This is a genomic window from Chryseobacterium sp. W4I1, from assembly GCF_030816115.1.
Lineage (GTDB): Bacteria > Bacteroidota > Bacteroidia > Flavobacteriales > Weeksellaceae > Chryseobacterium.
In genome coordinates, this window is the sequence record NZ_JAUSXQ010000001.1 from 2,592,394 (window position 1) to 2,613,255 (window position 20,862).

The window sequence follows — 20,862 nt, forward strand, 5'->3', positions numbered from 1 at the left end:
TAAATATTATCTTCTAGTTCTGTTCTTGTCGCTAACTCTAGCATCCTGTGCAACACGGAAGCCAATCCATCCGTAAGCTTTGCCCTGGTTTTTGTATCTTCTTTGTCCCGGATCCAACCAATATGCTGTATCCTGCCAAGAACCACCTTTTACAACTCTTACATCATTAGACATTGCTGAAGTTCTGTCTTTAGTGTCTTTCATCATTTTCACTCTTCCTCCCGCATCTACTACAAATCTTTTCTGAGGAGAGTTGTACATATTATAAGAAGAAGCTGAGTCTGAAGCTCTGTAATATTCTAAAGAAGACTGTCTGTCCCCATCTCTGTAGTTTCTGTAATCAGCGATAGTTTCTCTTTCAAACTGTCCAGGAAGTCCTTTATATACTAATCTTCCGTCGGCTAACGTATCATACTTGATAGTTCCTTCGTCGATCATTTTGTAAGTTCCATCACCGTTTCTTACAACAGCCTGAGGCATATTTCCTCTGTAATAATTGAAGTCATTGAAATCTTCATCAATGATAGGTCTGTATACATCAGCCGTCCATTCGGAAACGTTACCATACATACCGTAGATTCCAAGATCATTAGATGGATATTGTCTTACGTCTGCAGTTTGTGCTGCTCCGTCATTTTTCCATCCTGCAATACCAGAATAGTCACCTTTCCCCATTTTGAAGTTTTCAAGGAACATTCCTTTATCTCTTCCTTTAGTCCCTTTTAATCTTTCAATTTCAGGTTTTTTACCCAGGTATTGGTTATATTCTCTGTTCTTAGCCATACCAAGAGCTGCATATTCCCATTCTACTTCAGTAGGAAGTCTGAACTTCTGAACCATTGAAGAGTTTGGAGCTCTGTTTGCAGAAAGAAGCCTCTGGTTGGTTGTTTTCATACCAGATTTCTGCTGCATTCTTTTTTCGTTGATATAGCCCTGCATTTCCGGATCATTCGATTTGAATTTATCCATGTTAAATGCTGTACCACCTTGGTTATTGGATTCGTTGATATACAAATCTTTAGCAATAACTCCGGACTGCATCAAAGCTTTTTCATTTGCTCTATCTGTAAGCCACTCACAATATCTGTTTGCCTGGGTCCAGGAAACTCCTACTACCGGGTAGTAATCGAATTCTGGAGAACGCAGATAAGTTTCATTATAATCGTTTCTAGATAATTTGTTATCCCATAAAAGAGTATCTGGCAAAGCGCCGTTATAAATCTCTTTAAAGCTAGGATCACTTGGAGGGAATACATACTTCAACCATGTAAGGTATTCGCGGTATTCATAGTTAGTAATTTCTGTTTCTCCGATGAAGAATGAACTTACCTGCATTCTGCGAGGTGTGTTATTCCAATCATGCATAACATCATCTTTCACTAATCCCATTGTAAAAGTTCCACCTTCTACATATACCATTCCTGGCCACCCCTTCTGCTTTTGTTGCTTTCCTGCAAAAAACCAACCTTGTTTTTCGTTTGGTTTCCAACCCGTCTTGCTGACAAATTTTTTAGTACCGCCTCCTTTGCTTGTACCTGATCCGCCGCAGCTGGTTAATGCAAGTGTAGAACTTAATGCTATTAATGAAAACAACTGTAGTTTTTTCATAGTCGATATAAATATTTTCAAAGTACAAAGAAAAAATAAATTATTCAATAAATCAAGTAAACATTTGATTTTTTTGAAAAACGTTAACAAATTAATTTTATTGTATCACAATTTAATTCTAAAATTTTCATTTTATTTGTAATTCGGAAATTTCAATAACAAACATGAAACAAAAAATCACCTTTTTATTACTATTCTCTTTTGTATCAACACTTTGGGCCCAGAGAAAAGCCATAGAATGGGAAGGCTCTAAAATCCAAGATTTTGGTGACACAAAATTAAATCTTCCAAACTTCAAAAATGAAGGTTTTTCGTTTGGCCAAAATAATGTTTTTATCATCACCAAACAAAAAATCGGAGAAAACCAGCTTAAAGTTTCTGATCTGGCCTGGGAAAATATTTCCACTAAGGATTTATATGATCTTGATAAAGGCAGGCTCCCGGATTATGATGTAACGGACATTACCTATTATACAGTACAGGGAGAACGGTATGCAAGCATCAGTGTGTCTTTATTTAAGAATGTAAAAGGACGTGTACAAAGACTTTCTTCATTCAATATTTCTGAAACCTCAGCATCTAATAATTTCAGATCAGGAACTGCCAACAAAGTAGGAAGTACTGCCAATCCCCTTTCAAGCGGTGGATTTTATAAAATCAAGGTAGACAAGTCAGGAATTTTTAAAATTACAACACAGTTTTTAAAAGATAACGGGATCAATCCTGCTTCCGTAAATCCGAAAAATTTCAGAATCTATGGAAACGGGGGGATAATGCTTCCGGAGTACAATCAGGATACAAAGTACAGTGCACTTCAGGAAAATGCCATCCAGGTAGTAGGTGAAGAAGACGGAGTATGGAATGACGGGGATTATGCATTATTTTATGCTCAGGGGCCAAACGGATACAATCTTTATGATACATCAAACGGAAATGGCTTCAAAAGAGTGGATACCAGAACGGACAGAACAAATGGCCTTAAAAACATCTATGAAGATTTCTCATACTACTTTATTAATTTTGATAAGGGTGCAGGAAAAAGAGTACAGCCTGTAGATGCCAATCTTCCAGCAACTCCGTTAATTACCCGATATGACAATTATCAGGTAATCAACAATGATCAAAAAAATATATTAAAAATAGGCAGGATCTGGGTAGAAGATGCTCCGTTTAATACGGATAAGACAGTTACTTTTACAACCAACTCTCCGATTCAGGCTAATGATGTGATAAGATTCAAAACTCAGGTGGTTGGTAATAAAGCACAACAGAACACGGTTGAGTTTAAAATCAACAATCTGAATCCAGTTACACAGAATGTCCCTCCCAATACTCCTAATTATGGATTTGATTTTTATCAGCTGAAATATGAAGGAACTATATCCAACCTTAGCGGAAACCAAATTACAATTAATTATTCACCCAATATTTCTGTAAATCCTAACGGAGCTTTCCATTTTGATTACGCTGAAGTACAGTATAAGGAAAATCTCACCTTCAACGGTTCGCAAATGAACTTTAGAGATTTTTCTATTGCCAGCGGATCAAATACAAATTACGGATTTGGTATTTCAAACACGACCACTATGGAGCAGGTTTGGGATGTGACGGATATTACAAATGCGAACAGAAGGGTAAATAAAGCGGGGGCAGGAAGCTTTAATTTCGGTTATCTTGCTTCTGATCCTAATTTCAACAATGAATTTGTAGCTTTCCGTGCTGATGCGGCTTACAACCCTCAGTTTGTAGAAAGAATCGGCAATCAGAATCTTTCCGGACTTCAAAATATAGATTATCTGATCATCACTGTTCCTGAAATGATGGGACAGGCTCAGAGGCTTGCCAATTATCATCAAACCAAAAACAATTATACCGTAGAAGTGGTAGATGCCACCAAGATCTATAATGAATTTGGAAGCGGTAGCAGGGATCTTACAGCGATCAGAGATTTTGTTACAAAACTAAATACCGGCGGAAGACTTAAGTATGTATTTATTTTAGGAGATGCTTCTTATGATTACAAAAACAGGATCTCCGGCAATTCCAATGTTGTTTCCAGCTATGAAGGTGAAAATTCTGCAGATTTCGTAGGCTCATTTGTAACAGATGATTATATTGTAATGACGCAGCCTCAAACAGCATCTACTATTGAAAATAACCTTCCTGATATTCCTGTCGGTAGAATCCCGGCGGCCAATGTGACAGAAGCGGGAGATATGATCAGCAAAACACTGGCTTATTATAATGCTCTTCCGGGACAATCTACTCCTTTCGGAGAATGGCGTATGAAGCTTGACTTTGTTGTGGATGATGATAAGGATGGTGGAAGTCCTTTCCATGAAGTAATGAATAGTACGCTGTCCAGTATTTTTGAACAACCGGGTCAGCAGCAACTGAAAGAATATAATGTAAGAAAGTTATATCTGGATGCTTTTCCAGCACAAAGTACTGCAGCAGGCCAGAGATTCCCTCAGGTGACCCAGGCTATATCGAATGATATTGGAAACAGTCTTTATCTTTTCTACTTCGGACATGGAGGTATCAACGGATGGGCACAGGAAAGGGTACTAACCAGTACAGAGATCCAGAATTCCAATAATTTCTCTAATGTATACAGCAGATTCCCATTTGTATCTACCATTACCTGTGAATTTACTTTATGGGATGAGCCGAGTACTTCTTCTGCAGGAGAACAGTTCATTAAGCTGAAGCAGGGAGGCGCTGCTGCTATGATTACATCCAGCCGTGCAATTGGGGTAGATTACGGACGTAATTTTACGGATCTTTATACAAAGAACATTTTCGCATTAACCAATGATGAGTTTGAAACTTTAGGATATGCCCATTTAAATGCTAAAAAACAAAAAGCAGCCAATATTGACCACCTGAAGGTTAACTTCCTTGGTGATCCGGCTATGAAACTGAGCAGACCCCAAAGACAGCTTATCATCGATGGCATAGAATCTCCGGTTCCGGGACTGATCAGAGGACTGGATTTTATTAAAGTAAAGGGTCATATTAATAATGCAAACGGAACTGTTAACACGACTTTTAACGGAAGGGTATCTATCCATATTTTTGATAAGAGATTAAACAAAAAAACGCTTAATAACGACGGAGTATTAGCTCCTGTAATGGAATACACTGAAGAAGGAAGTGCAATTGTTAAAGCTTCAGGAACTGCCGTAAACGGAGTATTTACTGTAGAATTCTATGTTCCAAAGGACATTAACTATGCTGTAGGACAAGGAAGAATATTAGGATATGCAGACAATAAAGTAACTGACGTATTTAATAATCAGGCTGTACAGGTAGGTGACATTAACCCGAACGGAATTAATGATAATGAACCTCCAAAAGTAAAACTGTATATGAATAATACAAACTTTGCTGACGGTGGTATTACCAACCAAAATCCAATGCTTCTGGCTTGTGTTACAGATGATACAGGAATCAACTCTACCGGATCCGGCGTAGGACATGACATCACGGTGTATCTTGATGGCCAGATCATCAATACTGTTGTTCTGAATGATTTCTTTGCCTCAGGAGAAGGAAACGGATGTCTGAATCCTAGTCTTGCGGACTATCAAAAAGGGAATGTAACCTATCCTTTCAGAAATCTTGCGATTGGACAACACCAATTAACATTTAAAGTTTGGGACATAAACAATAATTCAACAAGTGCTACGTTAAACTTTGAAGTTAAAGATGAATCTGATCAGCACCTGGTGATCAACCGCCCGCTGAACTGGCCGAATCCTTTTACCAATAAAACCTACATCCAGTTTGAACATAACTGTGATGATATTCTGGATGTAAACGTTCAAATTTACACCATAACAGGAAAATTAGTAAAAACATTATCTCAGCCGGTAGTCGCAGAACCGTTCCTACAGGGCTTTAGAACACCACGCCAGGCAATAGAATGGGACGGAAGAGATGATTTTGGGGCAACTGTTGCAAAAGGTACGTATATTTTTAAGATATTTGCAAAAAGTCAAAACCAAGAAAAATGCAAAGGAAGTGCCACAGCTGTAGAAAAAATGGTACTTTTGAAATAAATTAAATAATACATAGACAACAATATTTATAAAAAACTGATAATATATAAAAGACAACATATGAATTTAACTACTAAACTGCTTTTGGGATTTGGTTTAAGTGCTGGTTTTTTAGGCTATTCGCAAGATCTAAGTAAGATCAACCCAGTTTTAACCGGAGCTCCTTTTCTAAGAATTGCACCAGATGCAAGAGCTGGAGGTATGGGGGACCAAGGGGTGGTAACTTCACCGGATGCATTTTCACAATTCTGGAATGCTGCAAAATATCCTTTTAGCAGAACAAGTTCTTCCATTGGTCTTAACTATACGCCTTACATGGGGAAACTTACCAATGACGTATTTTTACTATATGGTGCATTCCATAAATTCTTAGGACAGGAAGAAAGATCTACCATCTCTGCGAGTATCTATTATTTCAACATGGGCGAAGTAGACCTTACTCAGTTAGTAGGTTCAGAAGTAGCATCTATGGGAACATCAAAACCTAATGAATTCTCCATCGATGTAGCTTACGGTCTGAAACTTTCTGACTCTTACTCTATGGCCGTTACCGGTAGATTCATCCGCTCAGATTTAGCCGGAGGTTTCAACACAGATACGACACTTAAAGCCGCCAACTCATTTGCGGTAGACGTTTCAGGATACTATACTTCTCCAAGATTTTCAAGTTTCGGAGGTTATGACGGTAAAATAAACGCAGGTTTCGCTGTTCAGAACCTAGGTCCGAAATTAGACTATACAGGAAATGAAGAATCAAGATCTTATCTTCCTACTATGGCAAGACTGGGACTTGGATACGATATGTATTTGGATGATATGAACAAGATCGGGTTGAGCTTTGAAGGTTCAAAAATTTTAGTTCCTGGTTCAGAATATGTAGGAATAGATCCTAATACAAGACAGCCAAGATATGAAATTCCAAACGTAGGCCCTATTGCCGGAATTGGAAAATCTTTCAAAAATAAAAATAGTATCATGATGAGTGGTGCTTTAGAGTACTCTTATGATAATGCATTTGCAGTAAGAACAGGTTACTTCCACGAGAGCGAAGAGCAGGGAGCAAGACAGTTCGCTACAGCAGGTATCGGATTGAAGTACCGTTCTTTCGGACTTGATATTTCTTATCTGATCAATATGTCAAAAGTAAATACTGCTTTGGATAACACGCTTCGTTTCGGCCTTACCTGGAACATTGGTGATGAAACATCTAACGTAGATAATTAAGATATTTACACCATACTTAAAAAAGCCTCATTTCTTATGGGGCTTTTTTTTGTGACTTTGTCCCGTCCTAAAATAGGTTGACCTAAAATCGATTTATTTATGGAAGACGAAGAATTATCTAGAAAAAAGCGCAGTCAAAAAGATTATACATTGTGCTTTAAATTGAGCGTTGTTTCTCAAGTAGAAAAAGGCGAACTTACTTATAAACAAGCTCAAAAACACTATGGAATTCAGGGAAGAAGTACGGTTTTGGTCTGGTTGAGAAGATATGGTAACTTAGATTGGATAAAACCAAGTATCCATACCATGTCAAGATCCAAAGAAACCCCGGCCCAGAAAATTAAACGTCTGGAGAAAGAACTTTCCGATGAAAAGCTGAAAAATAAAGTACTCAATACAATGATTGAGATTTCAGATGGGCAATATGGCACTCAGATCAGAAAAAAGTATTTATCCCAACAATCCTCAGACTCCAAAAAGAGGGATTAAGCCTCTCCAAAATATGTAGATTGTTTGGGATAAGCCGCCAAAATATTTATCAGACTCAAAAGCGGTATATCAAGCGGGAAGATGAACTTTTGAGAATCAAGGAAATGGTTAAAGCAATACGAATGGAGCTTCCCAGGCTGGGAACCCGAAAGCTTTACTATTTGCTGAAAGAATGTTTTGATAAAGAAGATATTAAAATAGGCAGAGATGCTTTATTTCAATATTTAAAAAGAGAAAATTTATTAATTTATCCTAAAAAGAAATATATAAAGACCACTTTTTCAAAACATTGGCTCAGAAAGCATCCTAATTTATTAAAAAATATTAAAGCAGAACGGCCAGAACAAGTTTTTGTAAGCGATATCACTTATCTGAAAACAAGGGAATCGGTATGCTATTTATCTTTAGTGACGGATGCTTACAGCAGAAAGATTATGGGGTTCTCGGTGAGCACAAATATGAATTCTGAAAACGTTGCAAAAGCATTGAAAATGGCAGTGAAGAACAGAATTACCCATAATTCTCTTATTCATCATTCGGATAGAGGATTGCAATATTGTTCGGGATATTATCAAAAGGTACTTAATCAATATCAAATTCAACCTTCCATGACGGATGGATATGATTGTTATCAAAATGCATTGGCAGAAAGAATTAATGGAATATTGAAGCAGGAATTTCTATTTAATAAAGCTAAAAATAAAGATGATCTTAATGAATTGATAAAAGAAAGTATTTATCTTTATAACAATAAAAGACCTCACTTAAGCCTAAAGATGCAAACACCGGAGCAAGTGCATAAAAAATCCGAAGAAAAATATTCCTCCGGATTTAGTTAAATATTGTTTAATTATTGTCAATCTATTTTAGGACGACTCACTTGAAACAGCGAGCCGATCAGTTAAACTGGCAATTAGCTTTGCTGTCAATTGGCTTCGCCGTGAATTTTCTTCCTAACCACTACAAATTCACCATTCACTTGCGAAGCAAAATTCACCATTCACATTTCAACATCAAATATTCCTTCAATCTTTAAATTTCCCCAAACAACTTCCATTCAAATTACCAATTGACAATTTATTACAGAAATATAATATTTAAGTTTGCAAAAGTCTCATATTTATAAGGCTTTTGTTGTTTTCAATAATTATTTTTGTAGCATGAACTATTCAGCAGAGCTCAAAAAATTCGTTACCAGCCAATACGTGTATTCTGCAATCAGAATTACGCTGGCAACTGTTCTGCCCTGTCTGGTTCTTGCTCACTTCGGGATCCTGAGAGAATACTTCCTCTTCCCTCTTGGAACCAGTTTTGTAGCGCTTTGTGATCAGCCGGGACCTTTCATCAGAAGAAGAAATGCACTTACATTTGCTATTTTCTGTTTTGTTTTTGTAGCCCTTATTGCCAGCCTTGTGATGAACTTTAAAGTTCTGGTATTGCTGGAGATCATTGTATTCGGAATGTTTTTTTCATTGATTGGGGTTTACGGGCAGAGGCTTGCTGCCGTAGGATCTCTGTCACTTGTTGTCTTGGCGATCTTCATCGATGGGCATCTTACCGGAGACAATATTTTCAGAAGTCTCCTTATATTTGCATCCGGATGTATCTGGTTTCTGATGATCTTCCTTGTGGTCACTACTATTCAGCCTTATAAACTGGCCAGCCAGATGATAGGGGAAAATTATATCCAGCTGGCCGAATTTTTAAAGATCAAAGCTAATTATTACCAGAAAAATCCTGACTTTAATAAACTGACTACTCAGGTTATTGCCAAGCAGATAGGAATCAAAAACCTTCAGGAAGAAACCAGAGAAACCGTTTTCAAGACGAGAACAATCGTAAATGAATCTACTACCACCAGCCGTTTGCTGATGCTGATGTTCCTGAATTCAATGGATCTTCATGAAAAACTGATGACATCTGAAAGTGATTATCAGAAGCTCCAGCAAAGTTTTGAGGACAGCATGATCCTGGTGAACATCCACGATTATCTTAATCTGCTTGCCGAAGAAATTACCAATATTGGAATATCGCTTCAGATTGGAACGCGGGCAAAATCTATATTTGATCTTGAACACGAACTTAAAAATCTTAATTCTCATTATTTTGAGCTCCGCAACAGGCAGCTAAATTCAGATAATTTTGAGAATTTTATGATCCTCCGCCAGATCCTGATGCGTATCAACGAGATCACAAAAGAGATCAGTGAAATCTATAAAGTATTTTCCCAAGATGTAAAGCTGGCAAAAAGTCTTTCCACAGGTCTGGATCTGAAAAAATTCATGCCCAATGAAGAGAAACTGAATTTTAAAGTTTTAAGAAATAATATTTCACTTTCCTCATCTCATTTCAGACATGCGATACGGATCACTACAGCCTTGCTGGTAGGATATCTTTTTTCTATGTTTGACTTTTTAGGCCTTGGACATACGTACTGGATATTGATCACGATTACGGCAATCCTGAAACCGGCCTATTCCATTACCAAGAAACGAAATCTACTGCGTCTCTACGGAACTATAGCAGGCGCATCTATTGCTTACATCATCCTGCATTTTGTACATATTAACGGTATTTTATTTACCATTCTGCTTTTAAGCATGATTATGTGCTTCAGCTTTCTGAAAGGCCGCTATTTTTGGGCAGTCCTTTTCATGACCATGTATGTTTTTATGAGTTTTAATTTTCTGAGTCCCGGAAATGTAAACGTTATATTTAAAGACAGGATCCTGGATACCATTATTGCCGGAGCGATTGCATTTGCAGTGTCCTATATTGTCTTGCCGGTATGGGAACATACTCAGAACCTTGATCTGATGAAAAAATCAGCAGCAGATAATCTGATCTATTTTCAAAGTGTCATTTCAAAATTCCTGCAGGGAGATTTTGATATTGAAGACTATAAGGTAAAAAGAAAAAATGCCATCATTTCACTGGCCAACCTTTCTGACAACTTTCAACGGATGATCTCTGAGCCTAAAAATCAGCAAAAAAAACTGGAAGTAGTGCATCAGTTTGTGGCTACTTCACATCTTATCACCGCTTATACCGCTTCGCTTTCACAATACTCTAAAAATGATGAAAAGTATCCCGAAATAGATGCTGAAAGCTGGAGTAGAAAAATAGAAGCTGAAATGCAGCAGACCGCTTCTTTGCTACAGGGAAATGAGATCACAGAAACCTTGAAAATGGAAAGCCGCCTGGAACCTGAGGATTCCTCCATTGAAGATATGCTTATCAAAAGGAAAACAGAGATTGAGGAAAATGATGTCACCGACAGAAGAGATCCTGATAAAATTTCACATTTAACAGAGCTTAAAAATATCCATGATATCCTGGAGCTGATCTATGATGTTGCCAAGGAACAAAGAAAGGTAATTGAAAAATATAAAAACGAATCCGATTCTACTCTTCCACAATCGTAAAGCAGTAATCATCAAAAAATTCGACTCTTGCTTTGAACTCGTCTGAAATCTGTTCGTCATACACCCTGCAGCTTATCTTGTGAAGATGTTTCAGCTCAAAAGGTTTTACCTCGTAATGTTTTTTCAGAGACCAGTGCTTTGAATGATGAATCTTGTACATGCTTTCCTTCACGCTCCAAATAATCGTATAGAAGGCAGCTTCATTATCTTTAGGAATAAATCCCCTTTCATCTTCATAGGTAAACTTATCAATAACCCTTAGAATTTTAGGATTAAATTTTTCAATATCGATGCCTATTTTGTTTTTGGAAATGGCAATGGCAGCAAAGGGAAACGAGTGCGTGATAGAAATTTCCGCATCTTTGGGTGAAAGGAAGGGTTCCCTTTCTTTATACAATATTTTGGAATGAGGTTTTAAACTTTTTAAAAGCTTTCGTACCATCAGTACTTCCTGCAGCTTTTTAGGATGATAGTCTTTTACCTTTTCAGCATTTTCAGGTTCCAGAAGCTCATGGATATCAAGTTCTTCGCTTTCATCATATTTCCATACAAGGATTGTGGCATTGTCATCTGAAAAATCTCGGTAAAGGGGCATCTTTTTTTATTTGATAAAAGTAGTAAAAAGATGTGGAAGACGGAAATTATGAGAATGGGAGATGGGATCAGGAAGCTGGAAGTTACTTCAGTCTTAAAAACTACTATTCCTTTTAGCAATAGTAGAAAAGATCTAGTCAATACAGATATCTTATTTAACCATAATTAACTTCCATCTCCCTTCTTCCCTCTTCCTTAATTATTATTTTGCCTGATGATTCACATCATTTCTATGCTCAATAATTTCAAGATTTTCATCCACAAAATAAGCGCATCCGAAACCGTTTACATATGAACCTTTCAGCGACTTTAAAGCAATAAGGATAAAATCCTGCATATCAGCAATCACATCCACTACTTTTCCGTGTGTTTCTTTTAACTTGGTTACTACCGTATTCCAGAGATCAGAATCTCTTTCAATCTGGGAAGGTGCTGCCTCAATAGTTAAACGTTCACGCGCATAGATCTGTTTTGTAGCAGATTCATCTTCAATGAACATTACAGAAGTTCTTCTTCCTTCAGCCAGGTTTTTGGTATGCTTTGCCATAAAAGAAACCAGGATATATAACGTATTATCTACCTGTACGAAAGGGGCATAGCTTGAATTGGGAATTCCTTCTGCATCTACGGAAGCAAGAATCACACTTTTGTGGCGATCTATCAGCTCCCTTACTTTTGGAGTTAGCGGTTTTGCCTTCCTGTTGGCTTCTTCCTGTGTATTTGTATGATTCATAGTATAAATTTATATGAACAAAAATAGCTATTTAGATTAAGACTAAATAATTTTAAATCCTGTGTAATCTCATAAACTGAACATCCTGCCCCGTTTTTTTATCTTAATTATTAATTGTAATTTTGCATTTCGTTATCAACTGAATTTAAAAATTATTCATTACATATGAGTACTACAACACAATACGTTCCTTACAAAGTGAAGGACATATCCCTAGCAGAATGGGGAAGAAAAGAAATTACCCTTGCTGAAGCAGAAATGCCAGGTCTGATGTCTATCCGTGAAGAGTATGGACCGTCTCAGCCACTTAAAGGAGCAAGAATTGCAGGATGTCTTCACATGACGATCCAGACTGCTGTGCTTATCGAGACTTTGGTAGCTTTAGGAGCTGAAGTTACTTGGTCTTCTTGTAATATTTTCTCTACACAGGATCACGCTGCTGCTGCTATTGCTGCTGCTGGAATTCCGGTGTATGCTTGGAAAGGTCTAAACGAAGAGGAATTTGACTGGTGTATTGAGCAGACTTTATTCTTCGGCGAAGACAGAAAGCCATTGAACATGATCCTTGATGATGGTGGAGATTTAACGAATATGGTTTTCGATAAATACCCTGAATTCACAAAAGATATCAAAGGGCTTTCTGAAGAAACCACTACAGGGGTACACAGACTGTACGAAAGAATGAAGAACGGAACTTTAGTAATGCCAGCAATCAACGTAAACGATTCGGTAACTAAATCTAAATTCGACAACAAATACGGATGTAAGGAATCTGCAGTAGATGCTGTAAGAAGAGCGACAGATCTAATGCTTGCCGGAAAAAGAGTGGTAGTTTGCGGATACGGAGACGTAGGGAAAGGTACTGCTGCTTCTTTCAGAGGAGCTGGTTCTATCGTTACAGTTACTGAAATTGACCCAATCTGTGCGCTTCAGGCTGCAATGGATGGTTACGAAGTAAAAAGATTAGATACTGTGGTAGATAATGCTGATATTATCATTACTACGACAGGTAACTTCAACATCGTAAGAGGTGAGCATTTCCTTAAAATGAAAGATAAAGCAGTCGTTTGTAACATTGGTCACTTCGATAATGAAATCGATATGGCTTGGTTAAACAAAAACTACGGTGCTACAAAATCTGAAGTGAAGCCTCAGGTAGATATCTATACAATTGAAGGTAAAGAAGTCATCATCCTTGCAGAAGGTAGATTGGTAAACTTAGGTTGTGCAACAGGACACCCAAGTTTCGTAATGTCTAACTCTTTCTCTAACCAGACTTTGGCTCAGATTGAATTATGGACTAATTCTGCTGCTTACAAAAATGAGGTTTATATGCTTCCAAAGCATTTAGATGAAAAAGTAGCGGCTTTACACCTTAAAAAATTAAGCGTTGAACTGGAAACTCTTTCTCCGGAACAAGCTGAATACATTGGTGTAGATGTAAAAGGGCCATTCAAGCCTGAGTATTACAGATACTAAGATTTAAATAAAAATCTATATATAATCAATCCCATTATTCAATATAGTGGGATTTTTTATGCATAATATTTTTTAAACTCTGCAGGTATTCCTTATTTTTGGGGAAATTTACAATGAAGAAATATTTCTACCTGAGTTTGATAGGCTCAAGTACAACAGTGCTAATCTCCCTGTTTAAGTGATAGGAAAAGAAGCCAACGGCGATAATTACGTGAAATATAAGTAGGAATATATCAGTCTTTAGTCCTTATTTAAATTAAAAACTTTCCATTGAGGAGATTTTTTTGTTTTCAGGAGCTGTTTCCCGCTATCCGCTTCTACTCCTCGCACCAGGCTTAAGCCTCCCCTGCTGTGGGGTAACCGCTTCTATCGGGGCTAGTAAAGCACCGGCCTCTTCTGTGTTTCCGTATTTTACCCATATTTCCCTGCCAATATCACTAAGTATAGAAAAAATGAATATATTTAGCCCCTTAAACAAAACATTTAATTCATGAAAAAACAGAGAGTATCAAATGCATTCGTAGCTGCATCTTGGGTCGCATTGGGAGCAGGAATGATAGGTTTTATCGTAGGTCTGGCCAGAGCTGAAATGCTGCTGAATGAAAAAGGATATTATTTCACCATTCTTTTATATGGTCTTTTTGCCGTAGTTTCCCTGCAGAAAGCAGTCCGGGACCGATTAGAGAATATTCCGGTAACCGATATCTATTATGGGATCTGCTGGTTTGCCACCCTTTCTTCCATTATACTTCTTGCAATCGGACTTTGGAATGCTACTATTCTTCCGAGTGAGAAAGGATTTTATGCATTTGCATTCCTTCTCGCACTTTTCGGAGCTATCTCCGTGCAGAAAAATACAAGGGACAATATGATCCAGGATTAATAAAAAACCGCTCCAATACTGGAGCGGTTTACTTTTTTTATTTATTCATTTTGTCGGCCGAATAAACAGTCATTCACTTTAAGACAGCCAATTGACCACTCGTTATTGACTATTCACCATTCACATTAAATACTATATGTCGTAGTGATTAGGATGCTGCGCCTTAATGTCATCTACTGTTCCCAACACCTTATCTTTCAGAGAATCCTGATATTTCTGAAGATTTTCAGCCACCGCATCATCAGCGCTTCCTAAAATCTTAACCGCTAAAATCCCTGCATTCAAAGCTCCGTTTAAAGCTACTGTTGCAACTGGAATTCCACCCGGCATCTGAAGAATAGACAATACAGAATCCCAGCCATCGATAGAATTACTTGATAAAATCGGAACTCCGATCACAGGCAAAGTTGTACAGCTTGCTACCATTCCAGGAAGATGTGCTGCACCACCAGCTCCAGCAATGATCACTTTAAGACCTCTTTCCTTTGCCGTTTTTGCATAATCAAACATTCTCTCCGGTGTTCTGTGTGCAGAAACCACTGTCAATTCATATGGAATATCAAGACTTTTCAAAAAATTTGCAGCTTGTTCCATGATCGGCAGATCGCTCTGGCTGCCCATAATAATTCCTACCATCTTCAATTTTATTAGATCATCAAAGATAAAAAAATATAACCTTTTTTAACACATCAATTCTTAGCAACATTTTATAGAATAGAATCAAATCCAAGAAGTTAAATTCTGTTAATTTTAATCCGCTATTGTCATTTTTTTACAATATTTGTTTTACCAACAACATAAAAATTTTACAAAATGAAAAATTTAAAGAAGCTTAAAAAAGAAGAATTAAAAAAAGTTTTAGGAGGTATGGAGGCCTGCAAATTCCAACTTTGCTTTAGAAACGGCAAATGGACATGTGTTCCTTTTGATACCTGCGGAGGATTCCAACCTTAAGAAATGAAAGGAGTACATTAAAAAATGTGCTCCTTCTTTTATCAATATTATTTATTCTGTTCTTCTGTATCTTTAAAAATAGCAACAACTGTACCCGTCCTTTTCATTCCATAACAGGTAAATTTGTCTGTTATACTTAAAATTCACATTGAAAGATTATAAACTTATTTTTGCCGTTCTCACCGTTGCAGTTGTTTGGGGAACTACTTTTTTAGCTATCCGGGTAGCAGTGGAAACTATTCCGGCATGGTTTGTAGCCGGGATCCGTCAGTTTCTGGCGGCAATAATTATGCTGCTGGTCCTTCTTTCAAGAAAAGAATTTAAATGGATAGGTTGGAAAAACCTGGGCTATCAGGTTATTTTCGCTTCACTGATGCTGGTTGTGGCAAACGGAATGACCACCGTTGCCGAGGAAACCGTATCCAGTAGCCTGGCTTCTCTTATTAGTGCCTGCTCCCCTATTCTCGTATTTCTGGGAAGCGTGGCTATTGGTCTGCAGAAATTCAGCTTCAAGGCTCTTGCCGGCGTTCTGCTATGTTTCAGCGGAATTCTTTTTATTTTCTGGGACGGCTTGCAGGACTTGGCCAACCCTGACTACAAAATGGGTATGATCTTTCTTTTCTGTGCTATTGCAGGATGGGCTTCGGGAACTATTTTCACAAAAAAACTGAATATCCAGAGCGGAAATATCACGTTGAATCTTTTTTACCAGTTCCTGTTTGCCGGCATTATACAGGTTATTTTTGCCTTCCTGTTTTCAGAAAACTATAACTTCGGAAACTGGACCCTGAAAAGTATCTCTGCAATGGTTTATCTGGCTGTTTTTGGTTCTGTAGCTGCATTCTTTGCCTTTCATTATGCTTTAACCAAAATCTCACCGGTTCAGGTTTCCATACTTGCTTACATCAATACTGTTATTGCTATATTTTTAGGCTGGCTGATCATGGATGAGAAAATCTCTTTTAAATTTATATTTGCTGCCATTTTTATTATCTGTGGGGTCTTTATCATTAATTATAAACCTGAAATGTTCAAAAAGCATAGGGCTGGATAAATCTAAAATCTTCTTCACGACAAAAACTTGCTGGATCAAAATTCCCATCCTATTGAGGGGGTGGCGAAAATTCAAAGAATTTTTGACGGGGTGGTTTAAAATTCACACAACAACAAGCCCTATTAAATATCAGTCTTAGAAATAGACCTTAAGATTCAATCAAAAACCTTATATCAAGCCGGAATAAAGGAAAAGGATTTTATATTTCCCTATTTTTTCTTATATTGTTTACACCAACATTAACAATATGCTAAAAAACACATTTTTTATACTTTTTGCAGGTTCTTTCCTATTAATCAGCTGTGATTATAAGGAAAAAGAGAAAAACCTCATGGAAAGAGAGAAACAGTTACTCGAAAAAGAAAAAATATTCGCAAAAAAAGAATCTGAATACCAATCTCTTTTAAAAATGAGAGACAGTATTTTTTCAAAAAAAGATTCCGTTAAAATAGCTTTATGGCCAGCTGAAATTGCAGGACCATGGAGCGGAAAAGTTATCTGTACAGAATCCAACTGCAGCGATTATGTAGTGGGCGATCAGCGTACAGATACCTGGGAATTCGACAGTGATTCCATTCATCTTTCGGCTAAAATTATCAACAACAACAATCTGGTGAGAGTATATTCCGGGAAATTTGAGAATAATGAGATCAGGCTGAATTTCAGAACAGATTCCACTTCACAGAAAAAAGTTGAAATGAACGTTCTGCTTAATGACATTTCTGATACCAAGCTGAAAGGCACACGGACCATTACTGCCGACAACGGTTGTACAGCCAAGTTTTCCGTTGAATTAGTACGTTCCACCAAATAAAAGCACCCATGATTTTACTGAGTATACATAATCTGAGTTTTCCTATAGAAGATCCGGTATTAAAATTCCTGTTGGTACTGGTCATCATCCTTGCCGCTCCCCTTTTATTAAACAAAATTAAAGTTCCGCATCTTCTGGGACTGATCATTGCCGGGGCTGTTATTGGACCGAACGGTTTTAATATTCTTTCACGGGACAGCAGCATTGTCGTTACCGGAACTACAGGGCTTCTCTATATCATGTTCCTGGCAGGCCTGGAGATTGATATGGGCGACTTTAAAAAGAATAAATGGAAAAGTCTTACATTCGGAATTTATACTTTTACCGTTCCATTTGTCCTTGGATATTTAGGCGGTTATTACCTTTTAGGATTTTCAATGCTTACCTCCATTCTTTTCGCCAGTCTTTTCTCTTCCCACACACTTATTGCCTATCCACTGATCAGCAAATTGGGAATTGCAAAGAACAAGGCAGTCAATATTACGGTAGGCGGTACCATGATTACGGATATTCTTGCTCTTTTGGTGCTTGCTGTTATTGTAGGAATGTCGCAGGGTGATGTAGGCACAGAATTCTGGGTTAAACTTTCCGTTTCCTTTATTCTGTTTGCCCTTATTGTTTTAATTGTATTTCCTATTATCGGACGATGGTTCTTTAAAAGAGTGGACGACAAGATCTCACAGTATATTTTTGTCCTTGTGATGATCTATCTCGCAGCCATGCTCGCAGAATTAGCAGGTGTAGAAGCCATTATTGGGGCATTCTTTGCAGGGTTGGCTTTAAACAGACTCATTCCGCATACCTCATCATTGATGAACAGGGTAGAATTTGTAGGAAATGCCATATTTATCCCGTTCTTTCTGATCAGTGTGGGAATGCTTATCGATTTTAAGGTTTTCTTTAAAAGCTGGGAAACACTGGAAGTGGCCGGAATTATGCTCGTGGCATCCATCGGAGGAAAATATATTTCTGCAGTGATGACCCAAAAAACATTCAAACTCTCCAAAGAGGAAGGGAAACTTATTTTCGGGCTGAGTTCTGCCTCAGCGGCTGCCACATTAGCTTCTGTGATGGTAGGATACAATATTATCCTTTCCGAAACAGAGACGGGTGAGCCGGTAAGATTGCTAAATGAACATGTCCTGAATGGAAGTATCCTTCTGATCCTGATTTCCTGTACCATCTCCTCATTTATTTCAATGGCAAGTGCCCAAAAGATTGCGGAAAGCGACAATGAAGACACAGTTTCCGGCAACAGCCATGAAGAAGAAAATATCCTTTTGGCGATTAACCATGAGGAAACAGTAGAAAGAATGGTAAATCTGGGAATTCTGATCAAAGCCCATTCAAATACAGAAGACTTGTTTGCCCTTAATGTGATCAATGAAGATAAAAATGAATCTTCTGTAAAAAATGCGGAGAAACTTCTTCATCAGGCTGCTGATGCTGCTGCCGCTGCTGATGTCAAGATGCAGACGATGAAAAGATATGACAATGATGTCATCAACGGCGTTAAAAATGTCATCAAAGAACAGAAAATCACAGATCTGATCATCGGACTGGAAGACGAGAAAGGCTTCTCCCCTTCTTTTGTGTATAATCTGTACAACGGGTATCTTCAGAATGATGATGTGAATGTATTGGTTTATCATGCAGCGCAACCTCTTTCAACTATTAAAAAATATGCGGTGATGATCCCTGAAAATGCTCATAAAGAAGCAGGATTCTTTCATTCTCTTCTAAGGGTATGGAATATCGCCAGAAATTCCGGTGCCACAGTCGTTTTCTATGCTCCGGAAAATATTTTAGACATTCTTCAAAAGATCATTAAAAAAGCTAATATTGAAGCCGAATTCATCATCATGAGCACCTGGCAGGATGGTGAAAAGACCGCTGCAAAGCTGAAGGAAGATGAAGCGTTGATCATATTTATGGCCAAACGTGGTATGCAGTCTTACATTCCAAGGATGCGACTTATTCCTGAATTACTAAACCGATATTTAAAAGATAATAATTACCTGCTGATCTTTCCGTTCTCTGAATTTGATGAAAATAGCCCGGAAATACGTTCTGTAGGCAACCATGGTGATTTTGTGGAGATTGGAAATGTGATCCAGAAGATTTTTAAATAAATTAATACGAGAATCTGTAATTATATTGAAAACAAATAAAATAATACTGCTGGCTGCCATTTTAAGCTTGCAATGGTCTTTTGCCCAATTTGCCAAGATCGTTGACAAAGACGGTTTCGTGAATATGAGAAAAAATGCTGATGCGAAAAGCACGGTTGTCGGAAAGATCAGTTCGGACGAGATGGTCTATATTTTTGATGCTGATGATGGAAATAAAAACTGGCTTAATGCTGATTACACTGATAAAAATGGAAAAGATATTTCAGGGTATATTCACAGTTCAAGGGTTAAATATATAGAATCTTATGAATCAATTCCGTCAACTTCCGTCAGTGAAAACAAGATTGTTTTTAATTCAAAAAATATCCGGGTAGATATTGAATCTGAGCCATTTAATTATAAGGAAAATAAAAGATATTTTTCTACCACCGATTACAATAGCCATAAAGTGGAAGATAAGTTTAAAGGACAACATATTTGGGGTACGGACGGAACTGTTCCACAGACTCACTATAAATTTATCTCTGTAAAAATTAATGGAAAAACAGTTCAAATTCCCCCAAAAGAAATTGAAAATCTGTTCAATATCAATAATGAATCGGCCAGCTGTTATTTTGATTCTGAAGAGGAAACATTATACATCAATATGGTCAATTCTGACGGAGCCGGAGGATATGCCGTTCTTTTTAAAATTGAAAAAGGAATATATAAAGGAAAAACACTGATCATCCCTTTCTGACAGAGTACAGTTAAAAAACATACATGAAAATCAATCTACTACTAATACTTCTGATGGCTTTTACTTTATTCTCATGCAAGAAAAAAAAGGAACCCTTCAAAAATGAAGTTTCGCAGTCTTCTGCAGCAGACACCGTAATTGTAGCACCTCCTGAGCAAATCAGGGCAGATACAGCCGTTTTAAAGGAACCTGAAAATATCAAATCTGAAGAACAAACGGAAACAACACCCGCTACCTACGATTTTGCTTTCAATAAATTTCCTTCAAAAAATTATAAATTCATGACAAAAGCAAAACTGGATTTCTCCAGCGATGAAGGTGCTTACAATTTCAGAACGAGAATTAACGAAGCGTATGCATCGGGAACACCGGATTTTGCCAGCTACTACATCACTGTGATTTTCGGTTGTGGAGCAAGCTGCATTATGGGATTAATGATGGATGTACGCGACGGAAAAATTTACAGTCTCCCTCTTGGAGAGGAAACTTCCTGTATGTTCGCAGAAGACCGGGCAATCTTTAACCTGGATAGCAGACTTTTTATAGCCAGTATCTGTAAAGAATCACCTGATAATGAAAGCGTTTATTACCATGCCTTTGTCTGGAATGAAGAAAAGAAGGCTTTTGAAAAGGTGGAAGAAAAGGATATTAAGTAGAACGGCTTTAAATA

General features: G+C 37.5%; 16 protein-coding genes. 12 read left to right on the forward strand and 4 right to left on the reverse strand.

Annotated features, from left to right (window positions below):
• Positions 1 to 6: 6 nt before the first annotated feature.
• Complete coding sequence (gldJ, locus tag QF044_RS11980) at positions 7 to 1,608, reverse strand: gliding motility lipoprotein GldJ (protein WP_307267435.1); 1,602 nt, start codon at positions 1,606 to 1,608, stop codon at positions 7 to 9.
• 164 nt (positions 1,609 to 1,772) lie between these two features.
• Between gldJ and porU the strand changes: the two genes are divergently transcribed.
• From porU to QF044_RS12000, 4 genes are all read left to right on the forward strand, one after another.
• Positions 1,773 to 5,672, forward strand: a complete 3,900-nt coding sequence (gene porU, locus QF044_RS11985) for a type IX secretion system sortase PorU (RefSeq protein ID WP_307267438.1) — start codon at positions 1,773 to 1,775, stop codon at positions 5,670 to 5,672.
• Between the two features lie 60 nt (positions 5,673 to 5,732).
• The gene (gene porV, locus QF044_RS11990; RefSeq protein WP_307267441.1) at positions 5,733 to 6,896 is read left to right on the forward strand and encodes a type IX secretion system outer membrane channel protein PorV; all 1,164 of its coding nucleotides are present in this window, start codon (positions 5,733 to 5,735) and stop codon (positions 6,894 to 6,896) included.
• Between the two features lie 99 nt (positions 6,897 to 6,995).
• A protein-coding gene (locus QF044_RS11995) for an IS3 family transposase (RefSeq protein ID WP_307265575.1) occupies positions 6,996 to 8,224 on the forward strand; the annotation gives its coding sequence in 2 pieces (ribosomal slippage) (positions 6,996 to 7,362 and positions 7,362 to 8,224; 1,230 coding nt in all).
• A 321-nt stretch (positions 8,225 to 8,545) separates the two neighbouring features.
• Positions 8,546 to 10,810, forward strand: coding sequence for an FUSC family membrane protein (locus QF044_RS12000; RefSeq protein WP_307267444.1), 2,265 nt, complete (start codon positions 8,546 to 8,548; stop codon positions 10,808 to 10,810).
• On the opposite strand, the gene QF044_RS12005 is transcribed toward QF044_RS12000, so the two are convergent.
• Positions 10,791 to 11,405: a 4'-phosphopantetheinyl transferase family protein gene (locus tag QF044_RS12005; RefSeq protein ID WP_307267447.1), complete on the reverse strand. Its 615-nt coding sequence runs from the start codon at positions 11,403 to 11,405 to the stop codon at positions 10,791 to 10,793. The two genes, QF044_RS12000 and QF044_RS12005, sit on opposite strands and share 20 nt — an antisense overlap.
• A 201-nt stretch (positions 11,406 to 11,606) precedes the next feature.
• The gene (locus QF044_RS12010) at positions 11,607 to 12,137 is read right to left on the reverse strand and encodes a HugZ family protein (protein ID WP_307267449.1); all 531 of its coding nucleotides are present in this window, start codon (positions 12,135 to 12,137) and stop codon (positions 11,607 to 11,609) included.
• Between the two features lie 165 nt (positions 12,138 to 12,302).
• On the opposite strand from QF044_RS12010, the gene ahcY reads away from it, so the two are divergent.
• Both ahcY and yiaA read left to right on the forward strand, forming a co-directional pair.
• The gene (gene ahcY, locus QF044_RS12015) at positions 12,303 to 13,616 is read left to right on the forward strand and encodes an adenosylhomocysteinase (RefSeq protein ID WP_307267452.1); all 1,314 of its coding nucleotides are present in this window, start codon (positions 12,303 to 12,305) and stop codon (positions 13,614 to 13,616) included.
• A 490-nt stretch (positions 13,617 to 14,106) separates the two neighbouring features.
• Positions 14,107 to 14,499, forward strand: a complete 393-nt coding sequence (gene yiaA, locus QF044_RS12020; protein WP_307267455.1) for an inner membrane protein YiaA — start codon at positions 14,107 to 14,109, stop codon at positions 14,497 to 14,499.
• 132 nt (positions 14,500 to 14,631) lie between these two features.
• On the opposite strand, the gene purE is transcribed toward yiaA, so the two are convergent.
• Positions 14,632 to 15,135, reverse strand: a complete 504-nt coding sequence (gene purE, locus QF044_RS12025; RefSeq protein ID WP_307267458.1) for a 5-(carboxyamino)imidazole ribonucleotide mutase — start codon at positions 15,133 to 15,135, stop codon at positions 14,632 to 14,634.
• A gap of 177 nt (positions 15,136 to 15,312) precedes the next feature.
• Here purE and QF044_RS12030 point away from each other — a divergent pair, with 177 nt between their 5' ends.
• The 6 genes from QF044_RS12030 to QF044_RS12055 all read left to right on the forward strand — a co-directional run bounded on the left by QF044_RS12030 (position 15,313) and on the right by QF044_RS12055 (position 20,848).
• Positions 15,313 to 15,453 carry a hypothetical protein gene (locus tag QF044_RS12030; protein ID WP_300691325.1) on the forward strand — a complete coding sequence of 47 codons (141 nt, stop codon included), beginning with the start codon at positions 15,313 to 15,315 and terminating at the stop codon, positions 15,451 to 15,453.
• A 148-nt stretch (positions 15,454 to 15,601) separates the two neighbouring features.
• A complete protein-coding gene (locus tag QF044_RS12035; RefSeq protein ID WP_307267463.1) occupies positions 15,602 to 16,507 on the forward strand; it encodes a DMT family transporter in 906 nt (301 codons plus the stop codon).
• 247 nt (positions 16,508 to 16,754) lie between these two features.
• Entirely contained in the window at positions 16,755 to 17,321 is a 567-nt protein-coding gene (locus QF044_RS12040; protein WP_307267466.1) for a hypothetical protein, read from the forward strand.
• Positions 17,322 to 17,329: 8 nt separating this feature from the next.
• The gene (locus QF044_RS12045; RefSeq protein ID WP_307267468.1) at positions 17,330 to 19,453 is read left to right on the forward strand and encodes a cation:proton antiporter; all 2,124 of its coding nucleotides are present in this window, start codon (positions 17,330 to 17,332) and stop codon (positions 19,451 to 19,453) included.
• Between the two features lie 25 nt (positions 19,454 to 19,478).
• Positions 19,479 to 20,192, forward strand: coding sequence for a hypothetical protein (locus tag QF044_RS12050; protein ID WP_307267470.1), 714 nt, complete (start codon positions 19,479 to 19,481; stop codon positions 20,190 to 20,192).
• A 23-nt stretch (positions 20,193 to 20,215) separates the two neighbouring features.
• Entirely contained in the window at positions 20,216 to 20,848 is a 633-nt protein-coding gene (locus tag QF044_RS12055; RefSeq protein WP_307267473.1) for a hypothetical protein, read from the forward strand.
• The last annotated feature ends 14 nt before the right edge of the window (positions 20,849 to 20,862 follow it).